Origin of the sequence: Ilyobacter polytropus DSM 2926 (assembly GCF_000165505.1) — a bacterium.
Lineage (GTDB): Bacteria > Fusobacteriota > Fusobacteriia > Fusobacteriales > Fusobacteriaceae > Ilyobacter > Ilyobacter polytropus.
Map to the genome: position 1 here is coordinate 1,122,725 of NC_014632.1, position 26,886 is coordinate 1,149,610.

Below are 26,886 nucleotides of genomic sequence, written 5' to 3' on the forward strand. Positions count from 1 at the left end.
TTACCTCCAAGGTGGAAGGGTTGCAGTTTCTTCTTCAGATATGTCCGGACAAATAAGTAATGTCCCACCACTGAAAAATACAACATTCAGATATTTTGGATTGGCCCTCATAAGGTCTTTGGAATATTTATCTTTTCCATAGACCTTATAGCTGATATGGTCCCATGTATCTCCTTGAATAGTTGTATAAATATCCACCTGTTTATCCAAAACTTACCCTCCTCTCTTTCTTTTGGTTTTTGATTATTGCCTTTTCTACAGCTCCCTCTATAAGTTCCGCCAGAGCCGGCATCTCTTCCCTGAGCCTTTCTACTATACCCTTGGAGGACTCTCCCCTGATAACCGGATTAAAATCTATATTTACCTCTATCTTATTTCTGATATCCATTCTTTCTGCTCTCTCTTTGACTTTAGAGAACAATTTAGGGACCCCTTCACCTGCAAACATTCCAAGCTTCTCTCCTGCATTAAACCAAAGGTCCTTAGACTGCTGAGTTCCATCATGTGGAATTATCGATTCAGGAGTCCTTCCATCACCTACCAATGCAAGATGAGGTCTTCCTACAACTCCTCCCTTGGCATAAGCAGGTATCCCTTTTTCTTTGTATCCCTTGTATTTTTTCTGTACCCAGCTAAACATTTTTCCTGGAACAGTAAATTTTTTCCATAACTCCCATAATTTTGAAAGTTTTCCACTTATATATTCGTAACTGTTTTTAAAGCCTTCTTTGATTAGATCCCAGTTTTTATATATTAAATATCCTCCGGCAACAACAGCCCCTATACCCAGGACCCAAGGATTAAACAGCATTGCTTTTCCTGCTGCTCCGAGGGCTGTCACTCCCGTTTTTACTCCTGACAATACCGGCCCCCATTGTTTCCAGCCTTTGATTAATAGGGCTGCCTCCTTTAAAAAAACAAGGTCTTTTTTAGTATTTGCCAGCATTTTTATTCCCAGTACCGCTCCGCTAGTTCCTAGTTTTAACCCCACGAATCCAGCTGCTCCAAAGGCCATTGCCTTAGCCAATTTAGGATAATCTTCTGTAAATTTTGTGATCCCTTCACTGAAATTAACCATACCTTTTGTGGCACCTCTTATAGGAGGGAGAAAGAATCTTGTTGTTGCAGCTGCCATGTCTGTAGTCGCTTTTAATGCTAGTTTTATATCAGAAGCTGTAGTATTCAATTTATTGTTATACTCGTTGTTTACACTCCCAGCATATTTAGTGGCATCTCCTACAAGCTTTAAATTTTCTTTTAAAAATTTTGTATTGTTAATAAGCATTCCCATGGAGCTCATGGCTTCCTCACCAAATAACTGTTTTGTTACAGAAAGTTTTTCAGAATCATTCAAGTCATTCAGTCCCTGGAATACTTTCATCAATGCCCCTTGAGAATCTTTTTGCAAATCCTCAGCCAACTGTCCAGGATCAATCCCTATCTTTTGAAATGCTGCGGACATTGTACTGCTTGCAGAGTCACCTGAAGCCATAGTGGTATAAAGCTTTCTAATTGCAGTAGAAGCTGTCCCGGCATCTTTGACCCCAAGAGCTATCAATGTTCCTCCAAGAGCCGATGTTTGAGCCTCTGTAAAGTTGGCCATTCTGCCTAAGCCCCCTACCTGAGTGGCTATTTCCGCCACCTGAGCAGGAGCCACTTTTATACTGTCACCCAGTAGGTTCATCTGGTCAGCCAGCTTTATTACTTCACTCTGGCTCATCTTAAACGCTTCTCTCCATGTGGCCAGAGTTTCACCAGCTTTACCTGCCTCCATATCAAATGCTACAGAAACTTTGGCAGTGTCTGATGTGAATTGTGGGATCTCTTGCAGATTTATCCCAGCCTGTCCTGCTGCTGCAGCTATCTCATAAATCTCTGAATTAAATTTAGGAATATCTTTTGTAGCCTTTTTCAATTCCCTTTGAAATTTTTTAGCTTCTTCTCCTGCCAATCCTGTTGTTTTTCTTACGTCTGCAAAGGCTTCTTCATCATCTATGGCAAATTTCACAGCCACTCCTAGAGCCACTGCCTGACCAGCTGATCTGGCAAAAGTTCCCCCGGCATTATTTGAAACAGACTTTTTAAGATTTTCATATTCTTTAAGTTTCTTATGCCTCTCTTCTACTTTTTTCATAGATTTGGCCAATTCTTCTTGGCTTTGAGAATATCTTTTAGTCTCATTTTTAGCCGCTTTCATCTGCCTCATCATATCTGTAAGAGCTTTCTTTTGATTTTCTGTGGTTTCTTTTAAGTGATTCTCTGCTTTCTGAGCTTTTTTAAACTCATTTATCATGCTTTTAGAAGGCTTCTTGGTTTTTTCAATAGCCCTTCTTAGATCATTAACTTTTTTACTAGTTCCAAAGAGCTCCCTTTGCTGCCTCTTATATTCTTCACGTCCACTTGCAAACTGTTTTTCAAGCTTTTCTTCACTAGCTTTTAGCTTTGAAATATGCCTGTTGGTGCTTTTTAGTTTTAGCATCTCATCGCTTAGTTTTTTCATTTCTTTAGAAGAGGTCTGAAAGCTTTTTGAAAGGGAGGGATCTACTGTCCCTCCTATTTTTAACATAAAATTTCTACCGCTCACTTGGTATCGCCTCCAACCAGCTGACCAATTCTCTAAGTTTCATTTTATAAAAAAAATCAGCCCCGCTATTGCTTACCTTTCCTGCTAGGAGGATAGCCTCCCTCAAGTCTTGCAATTTCTTTTTAGAATTGAGGTCTATCCCAGTAAGAAACCCTTTGTTGCACCGGTTACTGCTGAAAAATCTCTATGATTTAGTTCAAGTATAAGTTCATATGGCAGTTTTGAAGCTTTGGCAGCTACCGCCGCTTGGTAAGCAAATGAATAATTTGCATCTGGAACCGGCACATAAAATCTATCCCTGAAATTACTCTCTGCCTCACAAATATCAACTCCTGTTAAAGAACCGAAATCTAAATTGATTTCCCTGATTTCCACATCATTAAATTTTATTTTTTTAGAGAGTTTTATTTTCATAATACTTCCTACTATTGCTACTTTTTCTTCAGTTTCCTCAACCGATTTATTCTCTTCCATCTATATCCCCTTTCTATACGATTTATTATGCAGCTATCTGAAACATTTCTAGCAGGAACTTTCTGCCTTCTCCAGTCCATTTTCTGTCATAGACTATCTTCCCTGTATCCAAAACATTTTGCTTTATAGATACATAACCAAGATCTGAGTATTTAGAATAGAGCACCCAGGTTCCATTTGCCTTAAACTGTATCTTTCTTTCACCAAGTTCTATATTTAAAGCTATGGCACTTTTAAAACCCATTTCCTTTGCTATTTCAGTAGTTGTATACAGCTTGTTTTCATGTACCAGCATATCAATAGTCTTTTGCTTCTCAATTGCCAATAACTTCTGTTTTTCTTTCTCCTCCACTGCATCTGCATAGGCTCTTAGAGCTTCAGGAAGTGACTTAGGAACATATAATTCTTTTAGCTGCTTTTCCATTTCATTAAATTTATTTATATAAGCCAGCTTAAAATCATTGTGTCCCTGGATATTAAACATATAGAGTATGAAGCCATCTTTTGTGAGAAAATACTCCTTTCTCATCTGACCATTTCCACCCTTGTATTCACTATGAATAATTAACCCCCTCAAATCTGAGGTGGTTAAAATTCCTTCTAAATCTCTCATCACGTTATCGTGTCTCTTTCCCAATTGCTCAGCCACCACTCTGCTGGAAACCACTAAGCCATAGTCCTTATTATTTTCTATTTTAATTAAATCAGTCATTCTTCTCCCTTCTTATAAGAAATTATCGTCATCAAGATAATTAACTCCATCCACGACAAATTTATTATTAAATTTATCAATATGTAAATTTGGAACTTCATCTACAAATACTATGATACTGGCTACTTCAAACTCAGCTTCTGTATCCATGGACTTGGCAACCTCTGCCTTTCCTATATTCATACTTTTAGGAGTGACATTGGCCACCACTCTGATCTTTCTATTTTTAGATTTTTTTACAGGATGCTCTGGGTCCGCCATGTTCATGTTTCCCCTGAAAGTTAAAAGATGATTTCTTGGTGCAAGCAGTGTGGTAAATTGTTGATTTACAGCTCTTTTTTTTATCTTCAGCGTCATTGACTGAGTAAGCCCAGGTACTGGGACTTCTATTTCTCCTGCTATTCCAGAACCTGAAAGAGTATCTGTCATAAACTGGATATTAGGCAGCTCAAGATCGACTGTTCCCACTTCCTTTAATGCATCTATATACAAACTAAAGCCCTGTAGAGACGTAGGTATTCCTCCTAGCATTAGTTACCACCTCCAAACAAGTTCTGTAAGTATTCAACATCGTATTCCAGGTCAGACTCTATACACTCAGCTACTCCCACAGGAGTCATGTATCTTTTGAAGTAATACTTTCCGTCAATCAGACTGGTTGTCGGATTATCTCCACTATTAAATTCAATTCTTCCTCCAAGGATTACACTTTTAGTCACAAGTCCGTTATAGTAATCGTTATAGCTATCCACTATCTTATCCATCAACTTATTGTCTGCCGGCTTATCTACATCCAGCCAGAAAGTAAGTGTAAAATTATTGTTGTCCCAGATAAACATCCTTTTGCAGGAGATCGTATTATCTTTGACATCTGTATTTGATGGATAGCAGCCTGTCCTATTTCCCCATAACCTCCATCCATTATTGAAGTTTATAGAAGTTGCTACGCCATTATCATTAAGATAATTTGCCTGCCCAAGAATAAGATCTACCTCTGTCCCGTCTTCAAGACAAATCCCTGTGGTATTAAGTGCTTTATTTGAGGGAGATTCATATGGAATATCATTATTATCTTGATCCACTTTATACATGGAAGCAGCAACTAAGGTAGATATATGGTAAATCTTGGTCCCAATACAGGCCCTTGGCCAAAAGTTATACTGGGTCTCGTGAATATAGCTGTTGTCATTCTTCCACTCAGCAACTTTGGTGTAATTATCCACAGTATCGGCATCAATATCTGTTAGAGCAATTCCGTTGAAAACCTCATTGATATTTCTCATAGAAGACACCAGTGACTGTGCCACTGCAGGTTTATGAGTCCATCCTGGAGCCAGTCCAATATTGGGAACTCTGTTAAATTTAGTAAATACCTGTGGAATAGTTGCAAATCCTTCATTTTTAAAGGTTATCGCATCCACTCCCCCTATAATATCGTCCTCATCCACTAGACTAGGTTTCAATTTATCAAAACTCACTTTATAGGCTCCGTCTGTAATAGTGAGTGCCACCAGTGTTACGGTCCCATCCTCTTTAAAAGCAGCTGTGTAGTCTGTCCCTAGAGTCTTTTGGGTACTGTCTGCCACATAAGTCAGATCCATAGTATTTAGAAGAACCCCTATATCATCCACGACAGCCACGCCATCTGTAAAAGTAATTGCTTTATCCACTATCCCTTCTTTGTGTATTTCAGGGTCCAGCACATTTACCAGCACAACAGGCCCTACTTTAAACAGCCTAAAAAATACACTTATTGCCTCGCATAGAGAGTAGTCTTTCCAGTTATCATGATAACCAAAGGCAGCTATAGCTTCCTTCTCTGTGTAACAGAGAACCGGAACATTTACCTTTGGATCAGATGCCATATTGACTGGTGCTGTCCCTACAATTATGGCAGTATTACCACTCTGAATAATACTGGCTATGGAAGTTGGTGTCTCTCCTGTATTAACTCCATGATTTACCATCTATCTACCTCCCCTCTATATCTTTCTTGGCATTTTCGTAGAGAATATTAAATTTTGTCCCTTGAATTCTCACTTTATTGACCGCCTCTATATATTTATCCTTAGGAATAAAAAGTGGCTGAATACCCGGATACTTCTCCTTGAGTTTCTCCACCTCTTTGGGCAATCCACCTCTAAACACACTTCCATTATCCAATAGTCCTCTTTTGACAGTAGGTCCTATGTAATAAATTGACTCTCTCTTTTTTTTAGGATATTCTTTTTTAGTTGCTTCAGATTTTTTTTCTTCAGTTTTCTTAATTGCCATCTTTCCTCCTTACAAATAATCATCTTGAGGCTCAGTTGTTGGGATTGTAAATTTACATCTTGTCTCTCCTAGAAAATATGGAAAATTTACTTCTCCAAAGATTTCGTGTTTCATAGCTCTCTCCAAGATCCCAAAATCAAAATTTACATTTTTTAAAAAATCTACTCTAATTTTATCTATAATTGAGATCACATCCCAATGCCCGGTTGCATGGGTATATCTGACCTTTTCCTTATTTCTGGAATCCTCCAATCCTAGTCCGACAGTTCCATAAAGAATAGCTACATCTGCACTGCTTATATGATCACTGTCTTCAATATTGGTTGTCTGGATTAGCACATAAGGAGTTCCTTTGACCACCTCTTTGGGAAGGGCTCCCGTCTCTACCAAAGGCTCGACAAACTCTCCCTCTGTGTTTGTCAGTTGGGTTCCTCTCAGTGCTTCCTTTACACGTCTTTTTATCTCTTGTTCCAGGTTCCTGATTGACATTATTCCCCCTTCTTATTAAAGAATTTAGATACTTCTTTATCTATTTGGCCATATATCTTCTCTTGGGCCACCTCTTCTACATAGTCTGAGATATTTTCAGCATTAAGCATTCCCCCGGTAGAATATCCTCTCTGCACTTCTATAGGATATCTTTTTTTACCTTCTCTTCTAAAAACATGGATGTTCCCAGGTTGACTTTTGGGAGCCATCAAGAATCCTCTTTTCAACTCTTTCAGCCCTCCACTCCTGCTCTGAGCTACCTTTATGGGTCCGTTAAGCGGGACCTCCACCTTAAATCTTTTAAGGGTAAAAGTGTCTTTTTTTCTATTGTTACTTATCTCTGCTACTGGATTTTCTACTGTCGGATTTTTGATATTAATACTGTCACTCACAGGTTTTTTATCTATGAAGAACTCTTCAGCTACACGATTTACTGCAGCTTTTTTAGCTTCTCGTGCTGCTGTTTTGACAGCACGAGCTACTACAATTTCAAGACCATTGTTTATTCCTTCAAGTTCCTTACGAGCTTTTTCCAGTTCTTTTATATCCACTGTAATCATTTAAACACCCTGACCTTTACGTCTACTATTCCGTCACAAGAATCTGTGTCTAGTATTTCAAAGGATTCTCCGTTTAAAATTAATCTTTCCCCCTGAGAAGGCCTGCCTATGAGTTCATAATCTGAATATTTGAGTATTATCAGCTTCTCTGCCTCTATATGATTGGTATAACCATACTCATACTCCCCTTTAGGTTTCTTTTCCTTGATATTATCCAAGACAACCGTCATCTCTAGATCATTAATAACTACTTTTTCTGCAAACTCTCTCTCATTGAAAAAAGCTGAATTGAAATCATTAGTCAGATGCTCCTTAAATGTTTTCATCTTCTTCCACTTTAGATCCCTGACTTAAGAAGTCCCAGATACCCAGTGTCCTCTCAGCTATAGTCCCTTTGGTTTCAATTTCCAGAGACTCGTCCAATTCATCCAGTTCCTTATGTGAAAGTTCCAAAAGCTCCATATATGAGATAGGCACTTTTTTTATTATCTCTTTGCCCTTCTCCTGTTGGGCATCTTCAATTAAACTGGAGGCCTTATCTCCTTTTAAAATTCTTTCTAGATCCTTTTCAGCAGGTTCAAATATATCCCCTTTTAAATATGTCACTCCGTTATATCTGATTGTTTTATTAGCTCTAACTCTCATAATTCATTACACCCCTGATACTACTTTAGAAAATACGATAGCATCTGCATCATCCAAAACAGGAAGTGGAGCCGCTGCAAGTCTTATCTTTTCAAGATCTGCATCTTCATCCACCCAATGTTTAGGAATTCTTTTTCCTATGTATATCTGTCTTGCCTTAGACTCTCCGGCTATTTGACTTATCGCACCATAATGCAATGTCACACTCTTAGCCTTACAAGCTAGTACTCCACCGTCTTCAAGGATACTTACCTCTTCCCCGGCATCATTTGTGTACCAGTCCACATAAGAATAAATATCCAAATTCAATTCAGGGATAGTCCCAAGATACGAGGCACCGTCTCCTAGTCTTCTAGGCTGCACTCTGAGGACATTGCTTTCTGTATATTTAAGTTTTTCTTTGACTTTTTCATGATCCATAAAGTATTTTTTAGCTTTTGGTGTCAGAATAATGGAGTCTATGAGAAGCCCCGTCTTCTTAAGAACAAGCATCTGCCATCTTTCCATATCAGCCAGAGGATCACTTCCAGCATCGTTCCATGCATCAGTTCCTAGAAGTTCTTCAAAGTTTTCTGGGTCCGTACCGTAAGATATAGCCTCTCTTGATACTCCTTTTCCTTGAATGGCCATCTTACCAGTAGAAAGGAGCTCTCCAAGCATAAGGATTTCTTTTCTAGTTATAACATCATCAAGATCTGCAAGCTCAGATGCTATAGTATCCAAAGCCAGATCTTGAGAGGTTACAGTATCACCATATATTGTCTGTCCAAATTTCTGTTTGAAAAGTTCATTTGCATGAGCCACTCTAAAAGGCTTTACCATAGGCGGCTGATACTCATTTATTGAAAATTCTTCTTTCCCTAAAAATACCCCAGGGAGATTAGGTCCTACAAAAGGAGTAATTTTTCTTTTGGATTTTCTTACATGCACTTCAAACTTTGTATTGCTGTGTTCTTTTGTCCCTTTAACTAAAAGATTCCATAAAAACGGATTTACCTTTTTAGATTGGCTCAATGCTGCTATTAAAACTTTTAAATCGTACATAATACCCCCTCTATCCTATAAATATTTGTAATTTTCTAGCATGATCTACTACGTCAGATATTTCGATACTTGGATCGACTATCAGTTTTTCAGAATTAAATTCTCCACTGAAATATGCCACTGCTTTTCCAGCCTCTGCCAAAGTAATTTCATCTGCCAATATACAATCCACACTTGATGCAGGATAATCAGTAGCTCCCAATAAATTATATGCCCCATTTACTTTCCCAAGGAGCGTCCCTCTCTTCCATTCACCTGCAGGAAGCTCTATCTCTCCTGCTACGACAACTCCTTGCAGTCCGTTAAACAATTCATCTGGTTTTATTACTTCTCCCATTCTACTGCCCCCTCATTTTATTGATTTTTTCTACTATGGAATTGACCATTTTCTCATCCTTCTCATTTTTGTTATTTTGAGGAGGAAGAGGTTTTATCTCTCCACTTCTGCTAATTTTCTGCTCGTTTTCCAATTCAATAATTTCTCTATGAGCTTTAAAAGAGTCAGAGGTAACGATGTTATACGCTACTTTTTCAGCGGATTGTGGTTCTTCATACTTGGCTTTGTTTATCATGTCGATAGCTTCCTGATTATGAGCCGGCACTGCATCTAGAGCCTTCATTCTGTTTCTTTCTTCCAATACTGCCTCTTCTCTGATCTTCTGATACAAATCTGGGTGGTCATTTCTGATAGTGTTTATATCCACGATATCCTCTCCTTTTGGTTTTTGATTTATTACAGGCTTTGCTTGTTTCTTAACGTTTCTTAGTTGACTTATTCTTGGTGGTAAAGCTTTTATACTGTTTGTAATCTCTCTTGTAAAAAGATTGTCTATATCATCATCACTTATAGTTTCATAAGTCTCTATCTTGTCTATAAAGCCGTATTCCAATGCCTCTTCCGGAGTCATCCAGGTCTCTTCGTTCATAAGATTGCTTATCACCTCTCTGGAAAGGTTGGATTGAGTCACATAGATATCTATAATATTCTCCTTGAGCTTATCCATGAGGTCCGCTGTCTTTCTCAGGTCCTTACTCTCGCCCCATGCACCGCCATTCACATTATGGATCATAAGAGAAGCTCCAAGGCCCATACAGATCTCGTCTCCTGCCATGGCAATATAGCTGGCTGCACTGGCTGCAACCCCATCTATATAAGTTGTTATCTTCACATTATTTGCCTTGGCATACCTTTTCAGCATGTTATATATGGCATGAGCTTCTGTGACGCTTCCTCCAGGAGAATTTATACATAGATTTATAGATTCTGTATCCTTCAGTTCCTCCAGTTCTCTTGCAAAATCCGAAGCAGTTACTACAGTTTCATCCCACCATGAAAATTTTGTTATTTCTCCATAGATTCGAAGCTCTGTCCCCCTATTCTCTTTATTTCTAAACTCCCAATACTTCTTATTCTTCTTCACCAGTACCTCCTTCCGGGGTGTTCTCCCTGATATATTTGTCCTCTCTTAGCTTTTGAGTTATCACTTCATCAAAATCATATCCTTTCTCCTGAGAAATAATTTCCCTGTTGGTTATATTTAAATCAAGAGCTATTTCACTTGCCCTCATCTCTTTAAATGGATCAATACTGATCTTATTAGGCCCTACCCAAGTTGCTCTGGAATACTCTTTTCTCATGATTTCATCATCGAAATATCCTGGAAGTTTTAGTTTCCCTTTGGCCACTTGCCCCAGGATAAACTCTTCATATATTGGCTGACAAAAATAATTAACCAGTATCTCCCTTACACTTAGAAATCTCCTCCAGGCTTCTTCCAAAGATGCCCTAGCTGCGGTGTAGCTGCTTGTAAAATGGTTTAGCATCACTTCTTTTGGCATCTCTATACCTGAACCTATCTCTTCATAGATTGAGTCCACAAAAAGTTTATAATTGGCATTAGGTCTTCCTGGATTTGCTGAGTTTACTTTTTCTCCAGGTTTTAATATGTTGATAGCTCCGTTTCCAAGTTCAATCTTCTCGCTTTCTTCTCGAAATGCACGTTCCTCTTCGTCCATTCCATACTGCCCGGGATCTATTTCTTCATCTTCTACCCCCTGTTCTATAAATACGGTAAACATCCCGCTGACCACAGCGGCCATCAGTTCTGCCTCACTATATCTTCCAATTTGTTTCAGACTCTCTATTACCGGTGCAAGTAGTGGAACCCCTCTCCTCTGATCCGGTCTTTCCGGTTCAAATATATGAAGTATGTTCCTCCTTCCAAATTTGTTATATGCCTCCACCCTTACTGTTTCTGTTACCGTTGCATCTCCAGGATGCTTATTTGCTATGTGATAGGCAGCTATTTCTCCATCTTCATCTATTTCCACCCCTTCTTTTATAGCCTCATCAAGACTGCCTAAAGGGTTTTTGATTCTATCTGCCTCTATAACCTGGACACATAATTTATTTTTAACTCCTTTTCTTGCTTTGAGCTTAGGTATGACAAATACATCTCCGTTCATAACCCAGCTCAGCATCACCAGTCCCTGAAGGACATAAAAGTTATGCATCCTCATTGCATCTGCATTCTGAGACTTGGCCCAGGCGTTAAACTCTCTTTTTAATTGTTTCTCTATCTTTCTTGCCTCTTCCTCACTTATTCCTAAGTTTTCAGAATTTAGATTTGGTTTAGGAACAAGGCCTTGACCCACCACACTGGTCCTATATTTTTTCAAGATTCCTGCAGCTATAGGTACGCCCATGTACAGTGATCTTGATCTCTGCCTTAGAAGTTCCAGGTTTTCAACTATGTCTTTATCAGGCCCTCCCTTTTTAGTGAAGAATGCTTTCAAGGCATTTTTTACCCTACTGGCTCCTGATCTTCCATATCCTTGATCATTATTATTAAAATTTCTATCCAACATAGATATCTGGGCTCTTGCCTTAGTCCGCTTCAATGCCTTTTCAGGATTGAAATAAGATATTCCCTTGTCCATTAAGTTCATATGGCCCCCTATACATCTCTAGGTATTGCCCGAAAGCTCCGCCTTGTTTTTCCTTCAAGTATAGCCACTTGTCTTTTCCAGTAGTCTATTCTCTTCCCCACCTCTCTTATGTCAGCCCTTGTCAGCCTACGTCCGTTGTTTATCTCATATTCCTGACCGGCTACCGCTATGGCCTCCTCTGCATCCAGCCACATTCGAAGTTTTTCTTTTGCTTCCGCTAACGTATACATCTACTTGACCCCCTTGCTTATCGATCTTTTAGGCCTGGCCTTGACTGTTTTATAGCTTCCTACCTCTTGACCTTTATTCAGCTCTCTTTCCTCAGCCAGTCTCTCCAGGTTTATCCTGAGAAGTGCAAAGGCTGCCGTTGCATAGTTACGAAGGTCTAAAGGTTCATTTCTCTCTCGAATCTTTTTCCATATTATTTTCCCGTCTTTTATATCTTTTGCTTCTGCTGTCAGCCCCATAAAATACTTAATGTCATAGTTCCTATTCAGATTAGATGGAAAATAACAGGCCCCAGGACCACTTTCTATCTTAAGTCTTGAGTAAACAAGATCTTTCAGTGCATTTACACCAAGAGGTATCAGGTCTATCATATTCTTCTTGTCTTTTCTGACCTTATTTATAATAGGGATCCCATCTCCACCACGCCCCTTTATTCCGTAGACTCTCAAAGAGTTCTGTCTGGGAGCTATAAAGTCATAGGTCCTCTTAGTATGATGTCCTCCTGTATCAATACAGGTGTTTATTATCTTTATTTTTTCTCCGTCTATATATTTGAAATCCCGTTTTAGATACTCTTCCAGTTCATCCCACACTTTGTCTTTGGCGGGATTACCTATAAACTTTTCATAAGCTATTCCGTAAGATTTTTCTCCAAGCCCCCATCCCACTACTTCTATTTCAAGTCTGTCATCCTGGACATCTACTCCGGCTGTAAGAATTAGTACATCATCTGGAACCTCTGCTGCATAAGGTATTCTTTTATCAAATAAGCTTTGATAATCAATAACATCTCCAGTCTCTTCTTCCCAGGTCTGCCCCATAGATGTATTAGTCCATGCCTTGAGTTTTTCAGTATCATTCTTGGACTCATAAAAATCTTTCTTTATTTGCTCCCAAGTCTTAAAAGGTGAAGCCAGCTCATTAATATGAAATCCTTTGTGCCTGTTATCCGGCTCCTTCGCTATCCATTTACCATTAAGCTGCTTCTTACTTTTCCACTCTCTTTCTCCATGGAGAGCTCCACAGTATTCACACTGCATTACTATCCCGTCTATTCCTTCACCCCATTTGACTCTATCCCACTCAAGAGGCTGATATTCTCCACAGCTTGGACATGGGAGGCACCATTTTTCTTGAGAAGATTTCAGATAAAGTTTTTCTATCTTAGAAATATTCTTGATAGTAGGAGTAGAAACCCTTATATGCTTTCTGTTCCAAAAAGTAGTTGTCCTTTTCTCTGCAAGTGTCAGTGGATCCCCTTCATCACCTGCTGACTTTGGGAATCTATCAACCTCATCAGCAAGAATTATTCTTATTGGCCTTGAAGCCAGGGCACTTGGAGAATTTGCTCCGACAAAAGTTATATGTCCTCCTGGAAACATTTTCTGCATAACCGTGTTTCCAGAATCCCTACTCCTTGAATCCTTAACCAGTTTCTTTAACGAGGGAGTATCTCTTACCATAGGCGCCACCCTGTCTTTACTAAAAGTCTTGGCCATTTCCACTGTTGGCTGGACTACCATCATCGGGCACGGATCTAGGTGCATATATCTCCCTATTGCATTTAGAAGTATCTCCGTTTTACCTACTTGACTTGAGGTCATTACAGTTATCTCAAATACCAGGGGGTCTGTTATACATTCCATCATCTTTCTTTGATATGGTGCTCTGTCTGTATTCCATTTCCCCATTTCAGCAGATGATTCACTGGATAGATATCTATAGCTGTCAGACCATTGGCTTATACTAAGAGAGAGTGGCGGTGCAAGTCCTTTTAATGAATTCCTAAATAGTTTCTTGGTCTTCTCCTGCATCTACTTCCTCCAATATCTCAAAGTTTTCATAGTCACTGAGGTCTCTCAAAATATCGTCTGTAAAATCTTTTAGTACAGCCTCCACCTTTGTAATTTCTGTTTCTCCAGTTACTAGCCTGGCTCCCTTATTTGGAATAGAAAGAACCTTTGATTTTATCCGGGAGGTCAGCTCACCAAGGAAGAGTTCGATATCCTCAGTTCGATGATAATCTTTTTTCAAGATCTCCAATTTAAATTGGGCTATCTCTGCCCTCACTTCAGTTAACTTATCTCTTTTGGCATTAAACTCCTCTACCTGTTTATCTCTGTATATCACATATAGATCAATGCACTTTAAGAAGTCGTACACACCATTTTTCATTCTGGCTTCCAAAAATATATCCCTGGCATACCTCTCTGAAACATTAAATTTTTTACTAAGAAATTTTATATCTGACTGTATCTCCTGCATCTTATCCTCCCAATATTTATTGGAATTTCTAATCGGAACTGCCCTGAAAAAATTCTGCCACAAGGAAAAGCCCGCGCCTCGCCACCGCACAAGAAGCTGAAACTCCACAGAAGGACCCAAAACTAATCGTCCTCTGCATCACTTAAAAACATTACTCCTACACCGTCTTTTATAGCTCTCTTCCCTACTTCGTACTTGATCTGCCTGAGTTCATAGTCCACCTTCTCCATGGGAGTCTGGATGCTAAAGAGTTCCTTTGCCAGTTTATACAGCTCTGATGTTGCCAGGATTCTATTCTTGAGTGCTTCTTCATGAGCTTTGACCCTAGGCCTCTCTCCTGTCCTTTCCAGTTCCATCAAATATGATAGGTTGGATTGATGCAGGTTTTGATAGTGGCCTATTACCTGATCTCTCAGTTCTACTCTCTTGCTAATATCATCTTCGATGATTGCCTGCTGCAGTATTGATTTGCTTTTTCCTTTTTGCCATTGTTCCTTACTTGATATATTCCTTAGGGTTCCGTAGTTGACCATGTATTTGAGAGATAGATCTATGAGATCTACTCCTGCTTCATAAGCCTTTTTTATATCTCTTTTTACTTCTGCAGATACCCTGTTGTATTTAGCCATAACTTACCTCCTTTTATGTCACAAATATGTAACATAAGGGGTTAAACTTTCCACCTTGTTATTAAGGACTTTTAGATTTAATTTATTCATGCCATTCCCCCATTCAGACTTTTATATTTAAGGGTTTTAGAGAGATTCAATCACTTTTTATTTGCACCACTATTTGGGATTAGTGGTGCAAAATTATATCCATCAAATAACTAAGTTTATCTTTGTTATTTAGATGGATATATCTCTTCCTTATTCTCTCTATTTCTCTTCCTCGGTGTCTCTTATCGTGCTTACTTACCAGATCTATTAAGTACGAATAATCAAATATCCAGTAGCTTTCATCTAAATGCTTAAATACATTTCTCTCTATTGGCCTTCCCTTTTTTACCGCCAGTTTATTCCTCTCTCTAAAGGCTATATAACCTCTCTCTAGATTTGGAACCAGCTCTTCTTCCAAGTATTTACATCCATCTTTAAACAGTTTTTTCAAGCAGAGCTCTTTGAATATCTTATCCAATATCTCACTGTCTTCCATTAAGAGTTCCAGTGTGTTATCCCTGCCAAACTTGCTGGCATAATACTTATATGATGAACTGGAAAGCCACCACTCTATCCGAAGCAGATCAAAGCCCAAGAGCCACTCTCTGTTGATCTCTTTCCTTTTGTCGTAGGCTATCACCTTATGATTCTCCCATCCTCCATAGAGAGTCGAATCTACGAATAGTTTTTGATATGATTCATTTAAGTTGAAATTCCCTATCTTTCTTAAATTAGGAATCCTAGTAAATAAAAGAGTTAATACTTCTTTGTATTCTTTAAAGGCTTTTTCAATGTTTATATTTATCTCTATTTCACTGACCCTGGCATTTGCAAGTTCTATAGTTATCCCACGGGAATTTAGTTCCTCCACTAATTTCTTGACCGCTTCTCTAAGCTCTGGCGCTCTGGCATTTGATATATTGTGGCCAAAGATAATCTTATTTGGGTTAAATCTCAAGTATGAACCTTCTACCACTACTCCGGTTTCATATAGTTTGATTGATTTAACTATGCTGAACAGTTCTTCCCTCAGCTCAAACTTTTCTTCAATCCATCCCTGGCCTTCTGTAATAGTTGATTTTTTATTGGTTTCTACCTTGATTCCTGAAAGGACAAGTTTGTCTATTCCTATCCTTGAGACTCGGCTCATATCCAGCTGCATTTATATGTCCTCCCTCAGAAGGTCATCTCTTATCTCATCCAAAGAATAGGTCTTTCCATCCCTCATCAAGGTTATATCTTCCCTTCCACTGGCAAGGTATCTTTTAACTATTGCATCCACATACCTTGGGTCTATCTCCATGGTCCTACACTTTCTTTCTAGTTCCTGACATGCCATAAGAGTAGACCCACTTCCACCAAAGAGATCTATGACTATATCCCCGGGCTTGGAGCTATTTTCAATTGGATAGGCTATTAAGTTGAGGGGTTTCATAGTAGGATGAATATCGTTTCTTGATGGCCTGTCAAACTTCCAAACTGTAGTCTGTTTTCTATCTGAATACCAATTATGTGCTTTCCCTGGCTTCCATCCCACCAATATAGGTTCATGCTGCCAATGATAATCTTGTCTTCCCATGACTAAGCTGTTCTTCACCCAGACACAGCATTGAGCAAAATAGAATCCTGCATCCACCATGGCCTTCCTGAAGTTTATTCCTTCAGTGTCAGCATGAAATACATAGATTCCTCCTCCATCTTCCAGGCTTTCATATACCCTGGAATAAGACCCAAGTAAGAAATAATAGAATTCGTTCCCTGATAAATTGTCGTTTGCTATTTTAAGTTTCTCTTTTGTGCTTCCCTCATAATTGACATTGTATGGAGGATCAGTTACTACAAGCTGACCTTTCTCTTCTCCCATAAGTAGTTGAACTTGGTCTTTATTTGTAGCATCACCACAAAGAAGTTTATGATCTCCCAATTTCCAGAAGTCACCCAATCTTGAAAAGGGCTCTCTTTCCAGGTCTATCTCTGGAACTTCGTCCTCTTCTATTTCTCCTACACGAGCACGATCAACCAAATTGAGATTGATATCATCTATTTCATCCAGGTTAAATCCTGTAAGGGTAAGATCTCCTTCAGATACCTTTATTGCTTCAAGTTCTAGCTCTAGTTTTTCAAGATTAAATCCTGTTTCCATCGTTAGCTTATTATGAGCCAGGATATACTGCTTTTTCTCTACTTCACTCAGATGATCAAGCCTTATTACTTCTACCTCTTGGAATCCCAATTGTTCAAGAGCAATAAGTCTTCCATGACCCTCTATAATCACATTGTTTTCATCTATGGCAATGGGGTCATTAAACCCAAAGGCCTGGATACTCGCCTTTATCTTGTTTATCTGTTCCTGGGGATGCTCCTTGGCATTGTTGACATAAGGAACTATCTCTGTAATCTTCAACTTTTTGATTTCCATAAATCACCTCCTGACTCTACTTTTTTTAAAATCTCATATAAGATGATAAAGACTGATAAAAGGCCAACACACATAGATGGTTATTTCATTCCTTATGCTGCTTTATCACCTGGTATAAAAATTCAAAATAAAAAAGCCCAACCATATCAAAGATGACTTTTAATCATCTAAGATAGGTCGGGCTCTGCTCACGTACCTAAAGATATTTTTTATTTTCTGTAAAACCAGCTTTTTCTACGGCTCCTCCTTTAAAGGAAATTATTACTTCACCGTACCAGCCTTTATCTCTTTTATCTTCAAGATCCTTTATAAGTTCCCGCATGACTTCTTCTCTCTTTTGGTTTTTAATTCCTGTCATATCTTAGTTTCCCCCTGAGATTATTTTCTTCTCATTCTGATTATAATTAATTTGTATTTAAAAATCTAGGGGGTAAAATAAAAAGTTTACTGATATCAGTAAACTTTTTTACAAAAAATTTTCTATTTTATTTATAATTCTTTCCCAAAAAGAAAAGAGAAGAATAAATCCAACTAAAAAAGATATTACTATAGAAAAAATAATTGGATGTTTTTCGAATAAATTTTTATTTTCTACTTTTTTATTATCATAAATTCCAAAATTTGAGTTATTTATTTTATTATTATTTCCAACATTTATTTTAATTTTCTTCATTTTTAGTTACTCCAAAATTTGAGCCCGTTATCCTATTGTTATTTCCCATCGTTATATTAATAATGGTTTTACCTATTTCTGTTTTTTCTGTATCACTTATGTCTAAAAAAATATCATAATCATTTAGTGCTCCATATTTTTTTTCAAGCTCCAAAATTATACTTAAAAGTCTATTTTTTACACAACTTTTAATTTTTGAGCATGTTCCTAAAGGCATTGCCCCATATGCTTGAGTAACCAGTAATTTACGACTATACCCTTCTCCTAAACGATGTGTTAAAAAACTATTATAGGATATACATGTATCTTTTTCATCATAAGATAAACTATTTATACTATCTGTTATGTTATGATATAACACAGCATTCAGTTCTTTTTTATCTAAATGCCCTATAGAAGCTATAGCTTTATTAAGACTCCAAACTCCATCAGTAGCACTTATATGGGGAGTTAACATTACTTTTCTATATTCTGGAACCCCATCACCTTCTTTGTATCCTTCTATTTCTGAATCTATCCATTTTATAATTTCATCATTTTCCAATGAAAAAAGAATCGTTTTTAACCTAAATAAAATATTCTCTAGTTCACATTCATTTTCTAATAAATCTAAAAGCAGTTTACTTTTCATTATTCTATTCTCCTATACCCTCAAAAGAAACCCTAATAACCTCCTTGGCCAGCTCCATATCCTCTCTACCATTAATTGAAAACTCAAAGTTCCCCGTCCCAAAGTGGCCGATATTTGTCACATCTCTTCCAACATCCTTATACTTATCTATATCTTCTGATGTAAACTTCAGATACAGCAGCATTCTCTTTTTAAAAGTTTCTATACACATAAAATTCTTTGCCACCTTATAAGCTATATAAAGCTTCTTTGGTGCCTCTTCCACTGACTCGTCAAGTCCAAAAGTGTACTCTCTTAGCTCTTCCAAAAGTTCTTTTAAAATCGGTGTTCCCAATTTATTAAAATGCCTTTCATAAGTCCAAACAGGGGAATTATCATCTTTAGTTATTGACCCAGGAGTAGGAGTTACAATCTTGCTAGATATCTCTTCCAGGCTAAACATCCCGTTTTCATAGTTCTTATACTTCCATAGCTCTATCGGTGCATTCATCATCTCTGCTGCATGGAGGTCATACTTCTTGTAGTCTGGAGCAATACAGATAACACGTATTGCACTCCAGTCTACCTTAGTTTCTCCAAGACTTTTATTTACAGCTATTTGAAAATCTCCATGATGATCCTTAAGCCACGAAAGATAGTAAAGAGACTGAGTGAGTAAGCTTGAAGATTCCATCTTCTTATACTCTATAATTACAGGGTTATTGTCCTCGGAAATAGCTATTGTATCAATACGTCCGTTATGGACACTCCCTGTGGAAAATTCACTGGCCACAAACTTACAGCTGAATATCTCTTCCAGGTTATTCTCAATTAAATTTTGAAGTTCTTTTTCAAGGTTAAAATTCCTCTGTTTTACAAGGTCTAATACCTCTCCATTTCTATTAAATAAAGGCATAATTTTTCTCCTTAAAATTTATATTATTTCCTTAATAGATGAATTTTTTATATCCCATAAAATGTCAAATACAAATTCTAAATATCTATTTTTGAAATCGGGGTCACTTACAAACTTTTTATAAATCCCTGTATTAGTACTCATTAAATCAAACATTAAATCCTGTACTTTTTCATCAGATGTAATTTTTGCATTATCTTTATCAGAATTTATAATCGATTTCAAAATTTTAATATTAGCTTTCATTTTATCAGGAATTTTTTCAATAAGGATCTTTTCCGCTTCTTCCTTATCTACATCATCTCCCCAATTAATATCGCCAAACCTTCGATTAAATTCAGATATTATATGTGATAAGGTATCATAATGTTTTTCAGCTATACCGCTACTAGTACTTACTGGGATAGGTTCAATTATTCCCTCTTCTTCTTCTAAAGATATTTTAGTTGTTCCGATTCTATTTATTCTATAACTATCCATATCGACTTCATTTAATATATTTTCATTTATCTCTTCATCTTGAATTTTTATTTTTGTAATTAAATGTTTTAAAAATAGCCATAATTTTTCCCAATAGGGTACGTCATATTCTATAATTTTTGATAAATAGCTGTATGTTCTCACAAATGATTTTGCATTTGATTTAAACTTTATCTGTTCTTCTTTTTCTAAATGTGTATCAAAAATTTCTTTACAGTTATTTATTATCGGTTCTAAAATATTTCTTTCAGCATTTGTGTAATAAAGTTTAAAAAATTCTTCAACTTCTTCTTCACTATAAACTTGCATGTTGTCTAATGAGTCTTGCAAATCATTTAATTTATTAACATCTGTCTCTTCCGACAAAATAGTTGTTGTGTAGTATGGCTCAAAAGCTTTTTTTACTGATTCTATGTCATTATAAAAGTCGAGGACCATGGTATCTGTTTTATGAGGTTTGAATGCCCTATTTAGCCTTGATAAAGTTTGTACAGCTTGAACGCCAGATAATTCTTTATCAACATACATAGTATGTAATAATGGCTGATCAAAACCTGTTTGAAATTTATCAGCAACAATTAAAAATTTATACTCATTTTTTCTAAATTGTTTTACGATATCATTATCACCATCAGAAAAATTATTCATATCAGATTCTGTCATTTCTAAGCCTGTTTTATAATGTGCTTTTTTTCCTGAAAATGCAACGATTGCTTTATATGGTAGGCCTGTCTCTTTCAGATATTTATCAAATGCATCTTTATACTTCATTGCACTCTCTATAGATTTTGTAACTACCATTGACTTTGCTTGATAATTTATTAAATGCTTTACGTTTTTATTAAAATGATCTACCATAATTTTTGCTTTTTCTGCTATTGCGAGCTCATTGCCTTCAACAAAATTCTTTATTTTTTTGTTTGCCTGTTTTATTTCATATTCTTTTTCCTCAGGTACATTATTATCTGCTTTTATCTTATAATATGATTTATAAGTTGTATAGTTCTGTAAAACATCTAAAATGTATTCCTCTTCTATAGCTTGTTTCATTGAGTAATTATGAAATGGCTTAAAGGTTCCATCTTCTTGTTTCGTTCCAAAAGTTTCAAGAGTTTTATTTTTGGGTGTTGCTGTAAACGCAAAATAACTTGCGTTATCTAACATTTTTTTTGTTTTAATTAAATAATTTACTAAATCTTCTGTATCTATATTTCCTTCTTCATCCATTTTAAGTTTAGTAAAATCAGTATTTGAAAAAATTGCATTCATACTAGCAGAAGATATTCCATTTTGACCACTATGTGCTTCATCAATGATAAATGCTATATTTTTTGTTTCCATTTCTTGTACTGTTTTCAATACATAAGGGAAAGTTTGAACAGTACAAATAATAATTTTTTTATTATTTTCAAGAGCCAATCTCATATGAGATGTTTTACTCATTGATGTCTCTGTTGGGTCTAGTTTCTTTATGTCAGTTGAATTTCCTGTTATGGCTTCGACTATATTTTTTACTTGTGCAAAGTTTTTAATGTTTTCCCTTATTTGTTTATCAAGTATAGTTTTATCAGTTACTACAACTACGCTATCAAAAATTGGGCTTATATTATTTTTATCATACAATCCTATCAATTGATGAGCAAGCCAAGTTATAGAGTTCGATTTTCCTGATCCGGCAGAATGTTGCACTAGATATTTTATCCCAATCCCTTTTTCTTTAGAGTCTTCTAATAATTTCCTTACAACTTTTAGTTGATGATATCTTGGGAAAATTAACTTAGATTTATCTGATTTTACCTTTGGTTTTTCTAAATGTACAAATTTTTCAATTATATTTGAAAGACTACTCCTTGTTAAAATATCTCTCCAAATATAAGATGTCTTTAAACCTAAAGGGTTTATAGGGTTCCCTGCTCCATATGGAGGAAATGGCTCACCATTATTAAGACCTTTATTAAATGGCATAAAAAATGTTTTAGATTTATCTAACTTTGTTGTCATATATGCAAGATCTGTATCTATCGCAAAATGAACTAGGCAACGAGCAAAATTAAAAATTTTATCATTAGGGTCCCTATCTTTTTTATATTGTTTTATTGCATTTTTTACTGCTTGATGCGTGAAAGCATTTTTAAGTTCCATTGTAATAATTGGAAACCCGTTTATAAAGATAACTAAATCAATTCTATTTTTATTATTACCTGTATAAACCAATTCTTGTGTGACAGAAAAAATGTTTGTCTCATACCTTAAGTGATCTTTTTTATTATGATTAGAATTTGGTTGTGGATAAAAGAGATATATTGTCTTGTCGAAATGTTTTACTCCCTTTCTAAGAACTTCGATAATTCCTTCTTTTTTTATTTTTAAGTCTAATCTATTTAAAAAAGCGTCTTCACCTTTCTTTATAATAAAATCATAAGAATCAGGTTGACTAATTTCTATAAATTCAAAAAGATCTTTTTTATTTAGACAGAAATCTCTATCAAAATCATTTGAATGTGTTTCGATATACCCCTCTTTTCCAACAAGCTCTTTTACTATGAGTTTTTGAAATCCTTTTTCTGAGGTATCAGTAAATTCAAGCATTTTTCTCCCTCCTTTAAAATGCTTTTTATTCAACGCATATTTGACCTGTAACTACATTATAAATCAAGCTTTCCATATAGTCTTTTGCAAGTTCTATTTCTTTTTCTGTTTTCAATATTGTTGTATCAATTTTTGTATTTTGTTTTTCAATATAATTTACAATTTGTTTTTGTTCTTTAAGGTCTGGATAGGGTAAATACATTTGCCTTAACCATTCTCTTTGTAATTCTGTCTGATTAGTTGAACCTTGACCAAAATATCCATCTATTAAATTATAATTAACATAATAAAAATAATATAAGTATTCAGGAATAAATCTTTTTTTACTATCTCTTATAATTGTAACGTGACTATCAGCTAAATAAACCCCTTCTTTTTCAGTAAATATGGCCACTTTACCAAGAACTCCACCACCTGTAGAGGCTAATAAAATATCTTTATATTTTAATTTTCCTTTTTCTTTTTCAATTTTATAAGTTTTATGAAATCTAATACTCGACTCGTCAAAATATCCTTTACTAAATGTTGCTTGATTAACAACTTTATAGTCACTTTTTTCAGTATAATTAGGAGTTGTTCCTCTATTTACAAAATCAGACATTTCTTTTAATTTTTTTATTTCCCAATGTTTAGGTACTTTTCCGAGCCACTCAACACCACTATCTTGCATCTTAACAAGGGTGTTTAAACCTTTTGTCACAACTTCATTTATAATCGTTTTTTTCTGCTCTTTCAAAAGTTCTATCATTTTTTGCTGTTTTTCAATAAATTTATTTGACTGTTTTTCTTTTGTTTCTAAATATTCTACAATTTTATCTTGTATTTCAATATGTGGAACAATTGAGTACATTCTTTTAAAATCTACATATCTCAAATTTAGTTGGTCATCACAAAGACCGTATGAGTATCTTCTTGCATAATTACTATAGTACTCTGTCCTATAAAGATAGTGAAAGTATTTTGAATTTATTTTCAACTTTGATTTTAAGACAATATATGCCGGACTTACAATTCCCCTATATTGACTATAGCCAACTGAGCCTTGCCACATTCTCATCTTGTTATAAGCGATATCACCAATTTTAACTAGCTTATAATTTGATTTATCTTCATTCGAAATATCTTTTTTATTTTCAATATCGCTTTGTTTTATAATCCCTTTGCTTATTGTTACCGATAAAAGTTCCTCATTATTATTTTTCTTTTTTATTCTTTCATCAAACAATGCGATATTCGGTAAAATATTCCAATCTTGAGGGATCTCTTTTACATATTCATACCAAGGTATATTTTTATAATTAAGATAACTTTTTTTCTCTTTAATCATTTAAAAATTCCTCCATAATTCCTTCGGTTTCTTCTTGAAGTTTTTCTATTTCACTCGCAATCGCCTCAAGACTTCTAGGAGGAGTAAAATTATAAAAATATCTTGTGAATGAAATGCTGTATCCTTTTTGTGTTTTACTTTCATCTATCCAAGCATCGGGAATATAATTTAAAACTTCTCTTTCAAAATATTCATGGATATCTTCATTTAATGGAACACTTTCACTGTCTCTTAGATCGCTGTCAGCTTCGTAAATAATAGTCCCATCTTTCTCTACTTTTTTTATGACAGGCTCTCCCTCTTCATCTTTCCAGGTTATCGCATTAAAAATTAAATCGAGGTCTTTTTTACCAATTTTTATATCCAATTTGTTTAATGTATCACCAATCAAATCTTTAAAAGTATTAAAATTATCAAACTCTATTTCACCAATTTCTTCTAAAAGTTGCTCTGTTATTTTCATAAGCTCCTCTTGAGATTTCCAAACATTTACATCAAAAATTTTCTTTTTGTTTGCAGGGGATATTTTTATTTCATTTTTTTCAATCCAATTTTCTATATCTTTTTTAACATCTTTTAAACCATCATAGACTTTATCACCATATTTTCTATAAATCCATTTTGCTTCATCAATGATTGTTTTTTCATATCGAAGACTTTCTATCGCTTCATTGGTTATTTTGGCTTTTAATCTCAAAGGTCTTTCAACAATTATTTTATTGTATCCAAAGTCTTCATTGTCAAATATTTTTGAAGTCTCTGTTTTTTTAAAATCCAGATATATTTTAGTAATACTATCTATCTGAGTTTTAGTAAGTTCACAATTTTTTTGACCAAGATTTTTTCTCAATGGTGTGTAAATATCAATTGCATTTATAAGCTGAACCTTTCCCTTTCTTCTCTCCTCTTTTCTGTTAGAAAGTATCCAAATATATGTTGGAATACCCGTGTTATAGAATATATTTGTAGACAGTGCTATTATGCATTCAAGCAGGTCATTTTCTAATATCATTTTCCTTATTTCACTTTCACCTTGACCGGCATCTCCTGTAAATAAAGAAGAACCATTATGAACAGAAGCTATCCTACTTCCAAGCTCTGTATCATTTTTCATTTTCGAAATCATATTTACTAAAAATAATAATTGACCATCAGATATAGTTGGAAGACCAACTTTAAAACGTGGATCTTTAATAATTTCTTTTCCTTTTTTTCCTCTATTCTCAACAATAGCATCTACATCATTTTTCCAACTTTTACCGTATGGTGGGTTAGATAGAATAAAGTCAAATTTATGCCCTTTAAACTCATCATTTGATAAGGTTGAGCCATAACCTATATTTGATGCTTTTTCTCCTTTTATTAGCATATCTCCTGTACATATTGCCCAGGTCTCTGGATTAACTTCTTGTCCAAATAGTGAAAAAATACATTTATTATCTGTAATTTTTAATGCAAAATCTTCTGCTTCCGTGAGCATACCACCACTACCACATGCAGGATCATATATTGAAAATCTTGCTCCTTCACGCTCTTTTAATATGTCTTTGATTGGTTCAAAAATTATGTGTGTCATTAATTTTATTATTTCTCTAGGGGTAAAATGCTCTCCAGCTTCTTCATTATTCTCTTCATTAAATTTTCTGATTAATTCTTCAAATACATACCCCATTCCTAAGTTAGTAAGTGCAGGTAAAATTTCACCTTTAGAATTTTTTACTTCATAAGGACTTAAATTTATACTTCCTGAAGTAAGTTTATCAATTAAACCAAAAGTAATCCCAGCATCTTGCATTGTTTCGAGCTGATTACGAACTTTAAACTTACTTATAATTTCTTGGATATTAGGACTAAATCCATCCAAGTATTCTTCTAGATTACTGTCTATTTTGTCTGGATCAGATAGTAAAGAAACAAAAGGATATTCTGAATCCTTTAAACTATTTTTACCCATTGTAAATGGCGAAGTATTATAAAAAGGGTATCCTGTAATTTTTTCGAGTCCTGATTTATCATTTATATTATTTTCTTCAAAAAATTTATTCATTTCCAATACTTTTTCTTTTGATTCTTCTAATAATATATCTATTCTTCTTAAAACAGTGAATGGCAAAATAACATCTCTATATTTACCTCTTACAAAAATATCTCTTAAAACATCATCTGCTATTGACCAAATATAACTTACTATTTTATTATGAACTTTATGATCCATTCTTATTATCTCCTTATTGTTTATCTTTGGTTCACTTTTTAAACTTACTTGAGACAAAGATAACTGTTTATTTTTATTTTCTTTTTCAAAGTTTTTGCTGAAATTATCTCTATTTAATTCATAAAAAGGCGCTACACTTTTTTTATATTCATTAATACTCTTCATAGCATTATCTATAATGTTTAATTTTTTTAAAAGAACGAATAATGCTGCCGCTCTAGCTTGACAATTTATTGACTTTTCAGGATTAAATTCGATATCTGTAAATGAATCATATTTTATAATTTCTTGAGCTAATTCTTTATTTCTATATAGTGAATTTATATAAAGCCAGTCATAAAAAAAAGTTTTAGGTTCTAAACTCCATTCATTTTTATTGTATTCAAATTTAACAAGTGGGCCACTATTCTTTATCCTAGGATCTTTTTTAGCTTCTCTAGAAGTTTTATGAAATAAATCAATGTATGGTCCACCTTTTTTAAAAACTTTGCTTCCTTGGAATGCACATTCTACAGAAAATGCTTTACCTTTTTTTGTTTGAATCATTAAATTAAAAGCACTTAATTTAATCCCTAAGTTCTCTAATGATTTTGAAGAGATTTCTAAAATGTTAGCGTTAGGAAATTCTAATAAAAAATTTTCATGTAAACTAATAATACTTTTTTGTTTTTGCCCTATGCTATATCCAGGATACCATTTGAATTCAACCATTTTTTCCTTTATCCGATTATTTACAAAATCTATATAGTAAGCTGGTCTTTTAGCCATATTTTC

The 26,886-nt window shown here is 35.2% G+C and carries 28 protein-coding genes; all 28 read right to left on the bottom strand.

The features are described from left to right. Positions 1 to 210 carry a tail protein X gene (locus ILYOP_RS05200; protein WP_013387477.1) on the bottom strand — a complete coding sequence of 70 codons (210 nt, stop codon included), beginning with the start codon at positions 208 to 210 and terminating at the stop codon, positions 1 to 3. After that, positions 203 to 2,566, bottom strand: a complete 2,364-nt coding sequence (locus ILYOP_RS05205) for a phage tail tape measure protein (RefSeq protein ID WP_222838840.1) — start codon at positions 2,564 to 2,566, stop codon at positions 203 to 205. The genes ILYOP_RS05200 and ILYOP_RS05205 overlap by 8 nt, the downstream gene beginning before the upstream one ends. Before the next feature lie 153 nt (positions 2,567 to 2,719). Continuing rightward, positions 2,720 to 3,058: a hypothetical protein gene (locus ILYOP_RS05210; RefSeq protein WP_013387479.1), complete on the bottom strand. Its 339-nt coding sequence runs from the start codon at positions 3,056 to 3,058 to the stop codon at positions 2,720 to 2,722. A gap of 25 nt (positions 3,059 to 3,083) precedes the next feature. Then, a complete protein-coding gene (locus ILYOP_RS05215; protein WP_013387480.1) occupies positions 3,084 to 3,770 on the bottom strand; it encodes a Rha family transcriptional regulator in 687 nt (228 codons plus the stop codon). 12 nt (positions 3,771 to 3,782) lie between these two features. After that, positions 3,783 to 4,301 carry a phage major tail tube protein gene (locus ILYOP_RS05220; RefSeq protein ID WP_013387481.1) on the bottom strand — a complete coding sequence of 173 codons (519 nt, stop codon included), beginning with the start codon at positions 4,299 to 4,301 and terminating at the stop codon, positions 3,783 to 3,785. Further along, positions 4,301 to 5,737: a phage tail sheath family protein gene (locus tag ILYOP_RS05225; protein WP_013387482.1), complete on the bottom strand. Its 1,437-nt coding sequence runs from the start codon at positions 5,735 to 5,737 to the stop codon at positions 4,301 to 4,303. The genes ILYOP_RS05220 and ILYOP_RS05225 overlap by 1 nt, the downstream gene beginning before the upstream one ends. A gap of 4 nt (positions 5,738 to 5,741) precedes the next feature. After that, positions 5,742 to 6,044, bottom strand: coding sequence for a hypothetical protein (locus tag ILYOP_RS05230; protein ID WP_013387483.1), 303 nt, complete (start codon positions 6,042 to 6,044; stop codon positions 5,742 to 5,744). Between the two features lie 9 nt (positions 6,045 to 6,053). Further along, positions 6,054 to 6,533: a hypothetical protein gene (locus ILYOP_RS05235; protein WP_013387484.1), complete on the bottom strand. Its 480-nt coding sequence runs from the start codon at positions 6,531 to 6,533 to the stop codon at positions 6,054 to 6,056. Further along, positions 6,533 to 7,093 carry a phage tail protein gene (locus tag ILYOP_RS05240; protein ID WP_013387485.1) on the bottom strand — a complete coding sequence of 187 codons (561 nt, stop codon included), beginning with the start codon at positions 7,091 to 7,093 and terminating at the stop codon, positions 6,533 to 6,535. The genes ILYOP_RS05235 and ILYOP_RS05240 overlap by 1 nt, the downstream gene beginning before the upstream one ends. Then, the gene (locus ILYOP_RS05245; RefSeq protein ID WP_013387486.1) at positions 7,090 to 7,419 is read right to left on the bottom strand and encodes a hypothetical protein; all 330 of its coding nucleotides are present in this window, start codon (positions 7,417 to 7,419) and stop codon (positions 7,090 to 7,092) included. The genes ILYOP_RS05240 and ILYOP_RS05245 overlap by 4 nt, the downstream gene beginning before the upstream one ends. Further along, complete coding sequence (locus ILYOP_RS05250; protein ID WP_013387487.1) at positions 7,406 to 7,738, bottom strand: hypothetical protein; 333 nt, start codon at positions 7,736 to 7,738, stop codon at positions 7,406 to 7,408. Before ILYOP_RS05250 ends, ILYOP_RS05245 begins: the two co-directional genes overlap by 14 nt. A gap of 6 nt (positions 7,739 to 7,744) precedes the next feature. Beyond that, the gene (locus ILYOP_RS05255; protein ID WP_013387488.1) at positions 7,745 to 8,782 is read right to left on the bottom strand and encodes a major capsid protein; all 1,038 of its coding nucleotides are present in this window, start codon (positions 8,780 to 8,782) and stop codon (positions 7,745 to 7,747) included. Between the two features lie 10 nt (positions 8,783 to 8,792). Then, a complete protein-coding gene (locus tag ILYOP_RS05260; RefSeq protein WP_013387489.1) occupies positions 8,793 to 9,119 on the bottom strand; it encodes a hypothetical protein in 327 nt (108 codons plus the stop codon). A 1-nt stretch (position 9,120) separates the two neighbouring features. Continuing rightward, positions 9,121 to 10,203: a head maturation protease, ClpP-related gene (locus ILYOP_RS15140; RefSeq protein ID WP_013387490.1), complete on the bottom strand. Its 1,083-nt coding sequence runs from the start codon at positions 10,201 to 10,203 to the stop codon at positions 9,121 to 9,123. Then, complete coding sequence (locus tag ILYOP_RS05270; RefSeq protein ID WP_013387491.1) at positions 10,190 to 11,731, bottom strand: phage portal protein; 1,542 nt, start codon at positions 11,729 to 11,731, stop codon at positions 10,190 to 10,192. The genes ILYOP_RS15140 and ILYOP_RS05270 overlap by 14 nt, the downstream gene beginning before the upstream one ends. Before the next feature lie 8 nt (positions 11,732 to 11,739). Beyond that, positions 11,740 to 11,961, bottom strand: coding sequence for a DUF6148 family protein (locus ILYOP_RS05275; RefSeq protein WP_013387492.1), 222 nt, complete (start codon positions 11,959 to 11,961; stop codon positions 11,740 to 11,742). After that, complete coding sequence (locus ILYOP_RS05280) at positions 11,962 to 13,773, bottom strand: phage terminase large subunit family protein (RefSeq protein WP_013387493.1); 1,812 nt, start codon at positions 13,771 to 13,773, stop codon at positions 11,962 to 11,964. Beyond that, positions 13,745 to 14,224 carry a hypothetical protein gene (locus tag ILYOP_RS05285; RefSeq protein ID WP_013387494.1) on the bottom strand — a complete coding sequence of 160 codons (480 nt, stop codon included), beginning with the start codon at positions 14,222 to 14,224 and terminating at the stop codon, positions 13,745 to 13,747. The genes ILYOP_RS05280 and ILYOP_RS05285 overlap by 29 nt, the downstream gene beginning before the upstream one ends. Before the next feature lie 122 nt (positions 14,225 to 14,346). After that, positions 14,347 to 14,853, bottom strand: coding sequence for a hypothetical protein (locus tag ILYOP_RS05290; protein ID WP_013387495.1), 507 nt, complete (start codon positions 14,851 to 14,853; stop codon positions 14,347 to 14,349). Between the two features lie 169 nt (positions 14,854 to 15,022). Beyond that, positions 15,023 to 16,045: a hypothetical protein gene (locus ILYOP_RS05295; RefSeq protein ID WP_013387496.1), complete on the bottom strand. Its 1,023-nt coding sequence runs from the start codon at positions 16,043 to 16,045 to the stop codon at positions 15,023 to 15,025. Beyond that, the gene (locus tag ILYOP_RS05300; RefSeq protein ID WP_013387497.1) at positions 16,046 to 17,302 is read right to left on the bottom strand and encodes a site-specific DNA-methyltransferase; all 1,257 of its coding nucleotides are present in this window, start codon (positions 17,300 to 17,302) and stop codon (positions 16,046 to 16,048) included. A 196-nt stretch (positions 17,303 to 17,498) separates the two neighbouring features. Then, positions 17,499 to 17,660, bottom strand: coding sequence for a hypothetical protein (locus ILYOP_RS15755; RefSeq protein WP_013387498.1), 162 nt, complete (start codon positions 17,658 to 17,660; stop codon positions 17,499 to 17,501). Positions 17,661 to 17,768: 108 nt separating this feature from the next. Beyond that, positions 17,769 to 17,975: a hypothetical protein gene (locus ILYOP_RS05305; RefSeq protein ID WP_013387499.1), complete on the bottom strand. Its 207-nt coding sequence runs from the start codon at positions 17,973 to 17,975 to the stop codon at positions 17,769 to 17,771. Further along, the gene (locus tag ILYOP_RS05310) at positions 17,962 to 18,606 is read right to left on the bottom strand and encodes an AbiTii domain-containing protein (RefSeq protein WP_013387500.1); all 645 of its coding nucleotides are present in this window, start codon (positions 18,604 to 18,606) and stop codon (positions 17,962 to 17,964) included. Before ILYOP_RS05310 ends, ILYOP_RS05305 begins: the two co-directional genes overlap by 14 nt. A gap of 4 nt (positions 18,607 to 18,610) precedes the next feature. Further along, the gene (locus ILYOP_RS05315) at positions 18,611 to 19,501 is read right to left on the bottom strand and encodes a DUF5655 domain-containing protein (protein WP_013387501.1); all 891 of its coding nucleotides are present in this window, start codon (positions 19,499 to 19,501) and stop codon (positions 18,611 to 18,613) included. Between the two features lie 18 nt (positions 19,502 to 19,519). Further along, positions 19,520 to 22,570 (bottom strand): type I restriction endonuclease subunit R, encoded by a 3,051-nt coding sequence (locus tag ILYOP_RS05320; RefSeq protein WP_013387502.1) that lies wholly within the window; start codon positions 22,568 to 22,570, stop codon positions 19,520 to 19,522. Positions 22,571 to 22,595: 25 nt separating this feature from the next. Next, the gene (locus tag ILYOP_RS05325; protein WP_013387503.1) at positions 22,596 to 23,897 is read right to left on the bottom strand and encodes a restriction endonuclease subunit S; all 1,302 of its coding nucleotides are present in this window, start codon (positions 23,895 to 23,897) and stop codon (positions 22,596 to 22,598) included. Further along, complete coding sequence (locus ILYOP_RS05330; RefSeq protein WP_013387504.1) at positions 23,890 to 26,880, bottom strand: type I restriction-modification system subunit M; 2,991 nt, start codon at positions 26,878 to 26,880, stop codon at positions 23,890 to 23,892. The genes ILYOP_RS05325 and ILYOP_RS05330 overlap by 8 nt, the downstream gene beginning before the upstream one ends. Positions 26,881 to 26,886 lie beyond the last annotated feature (6 nt).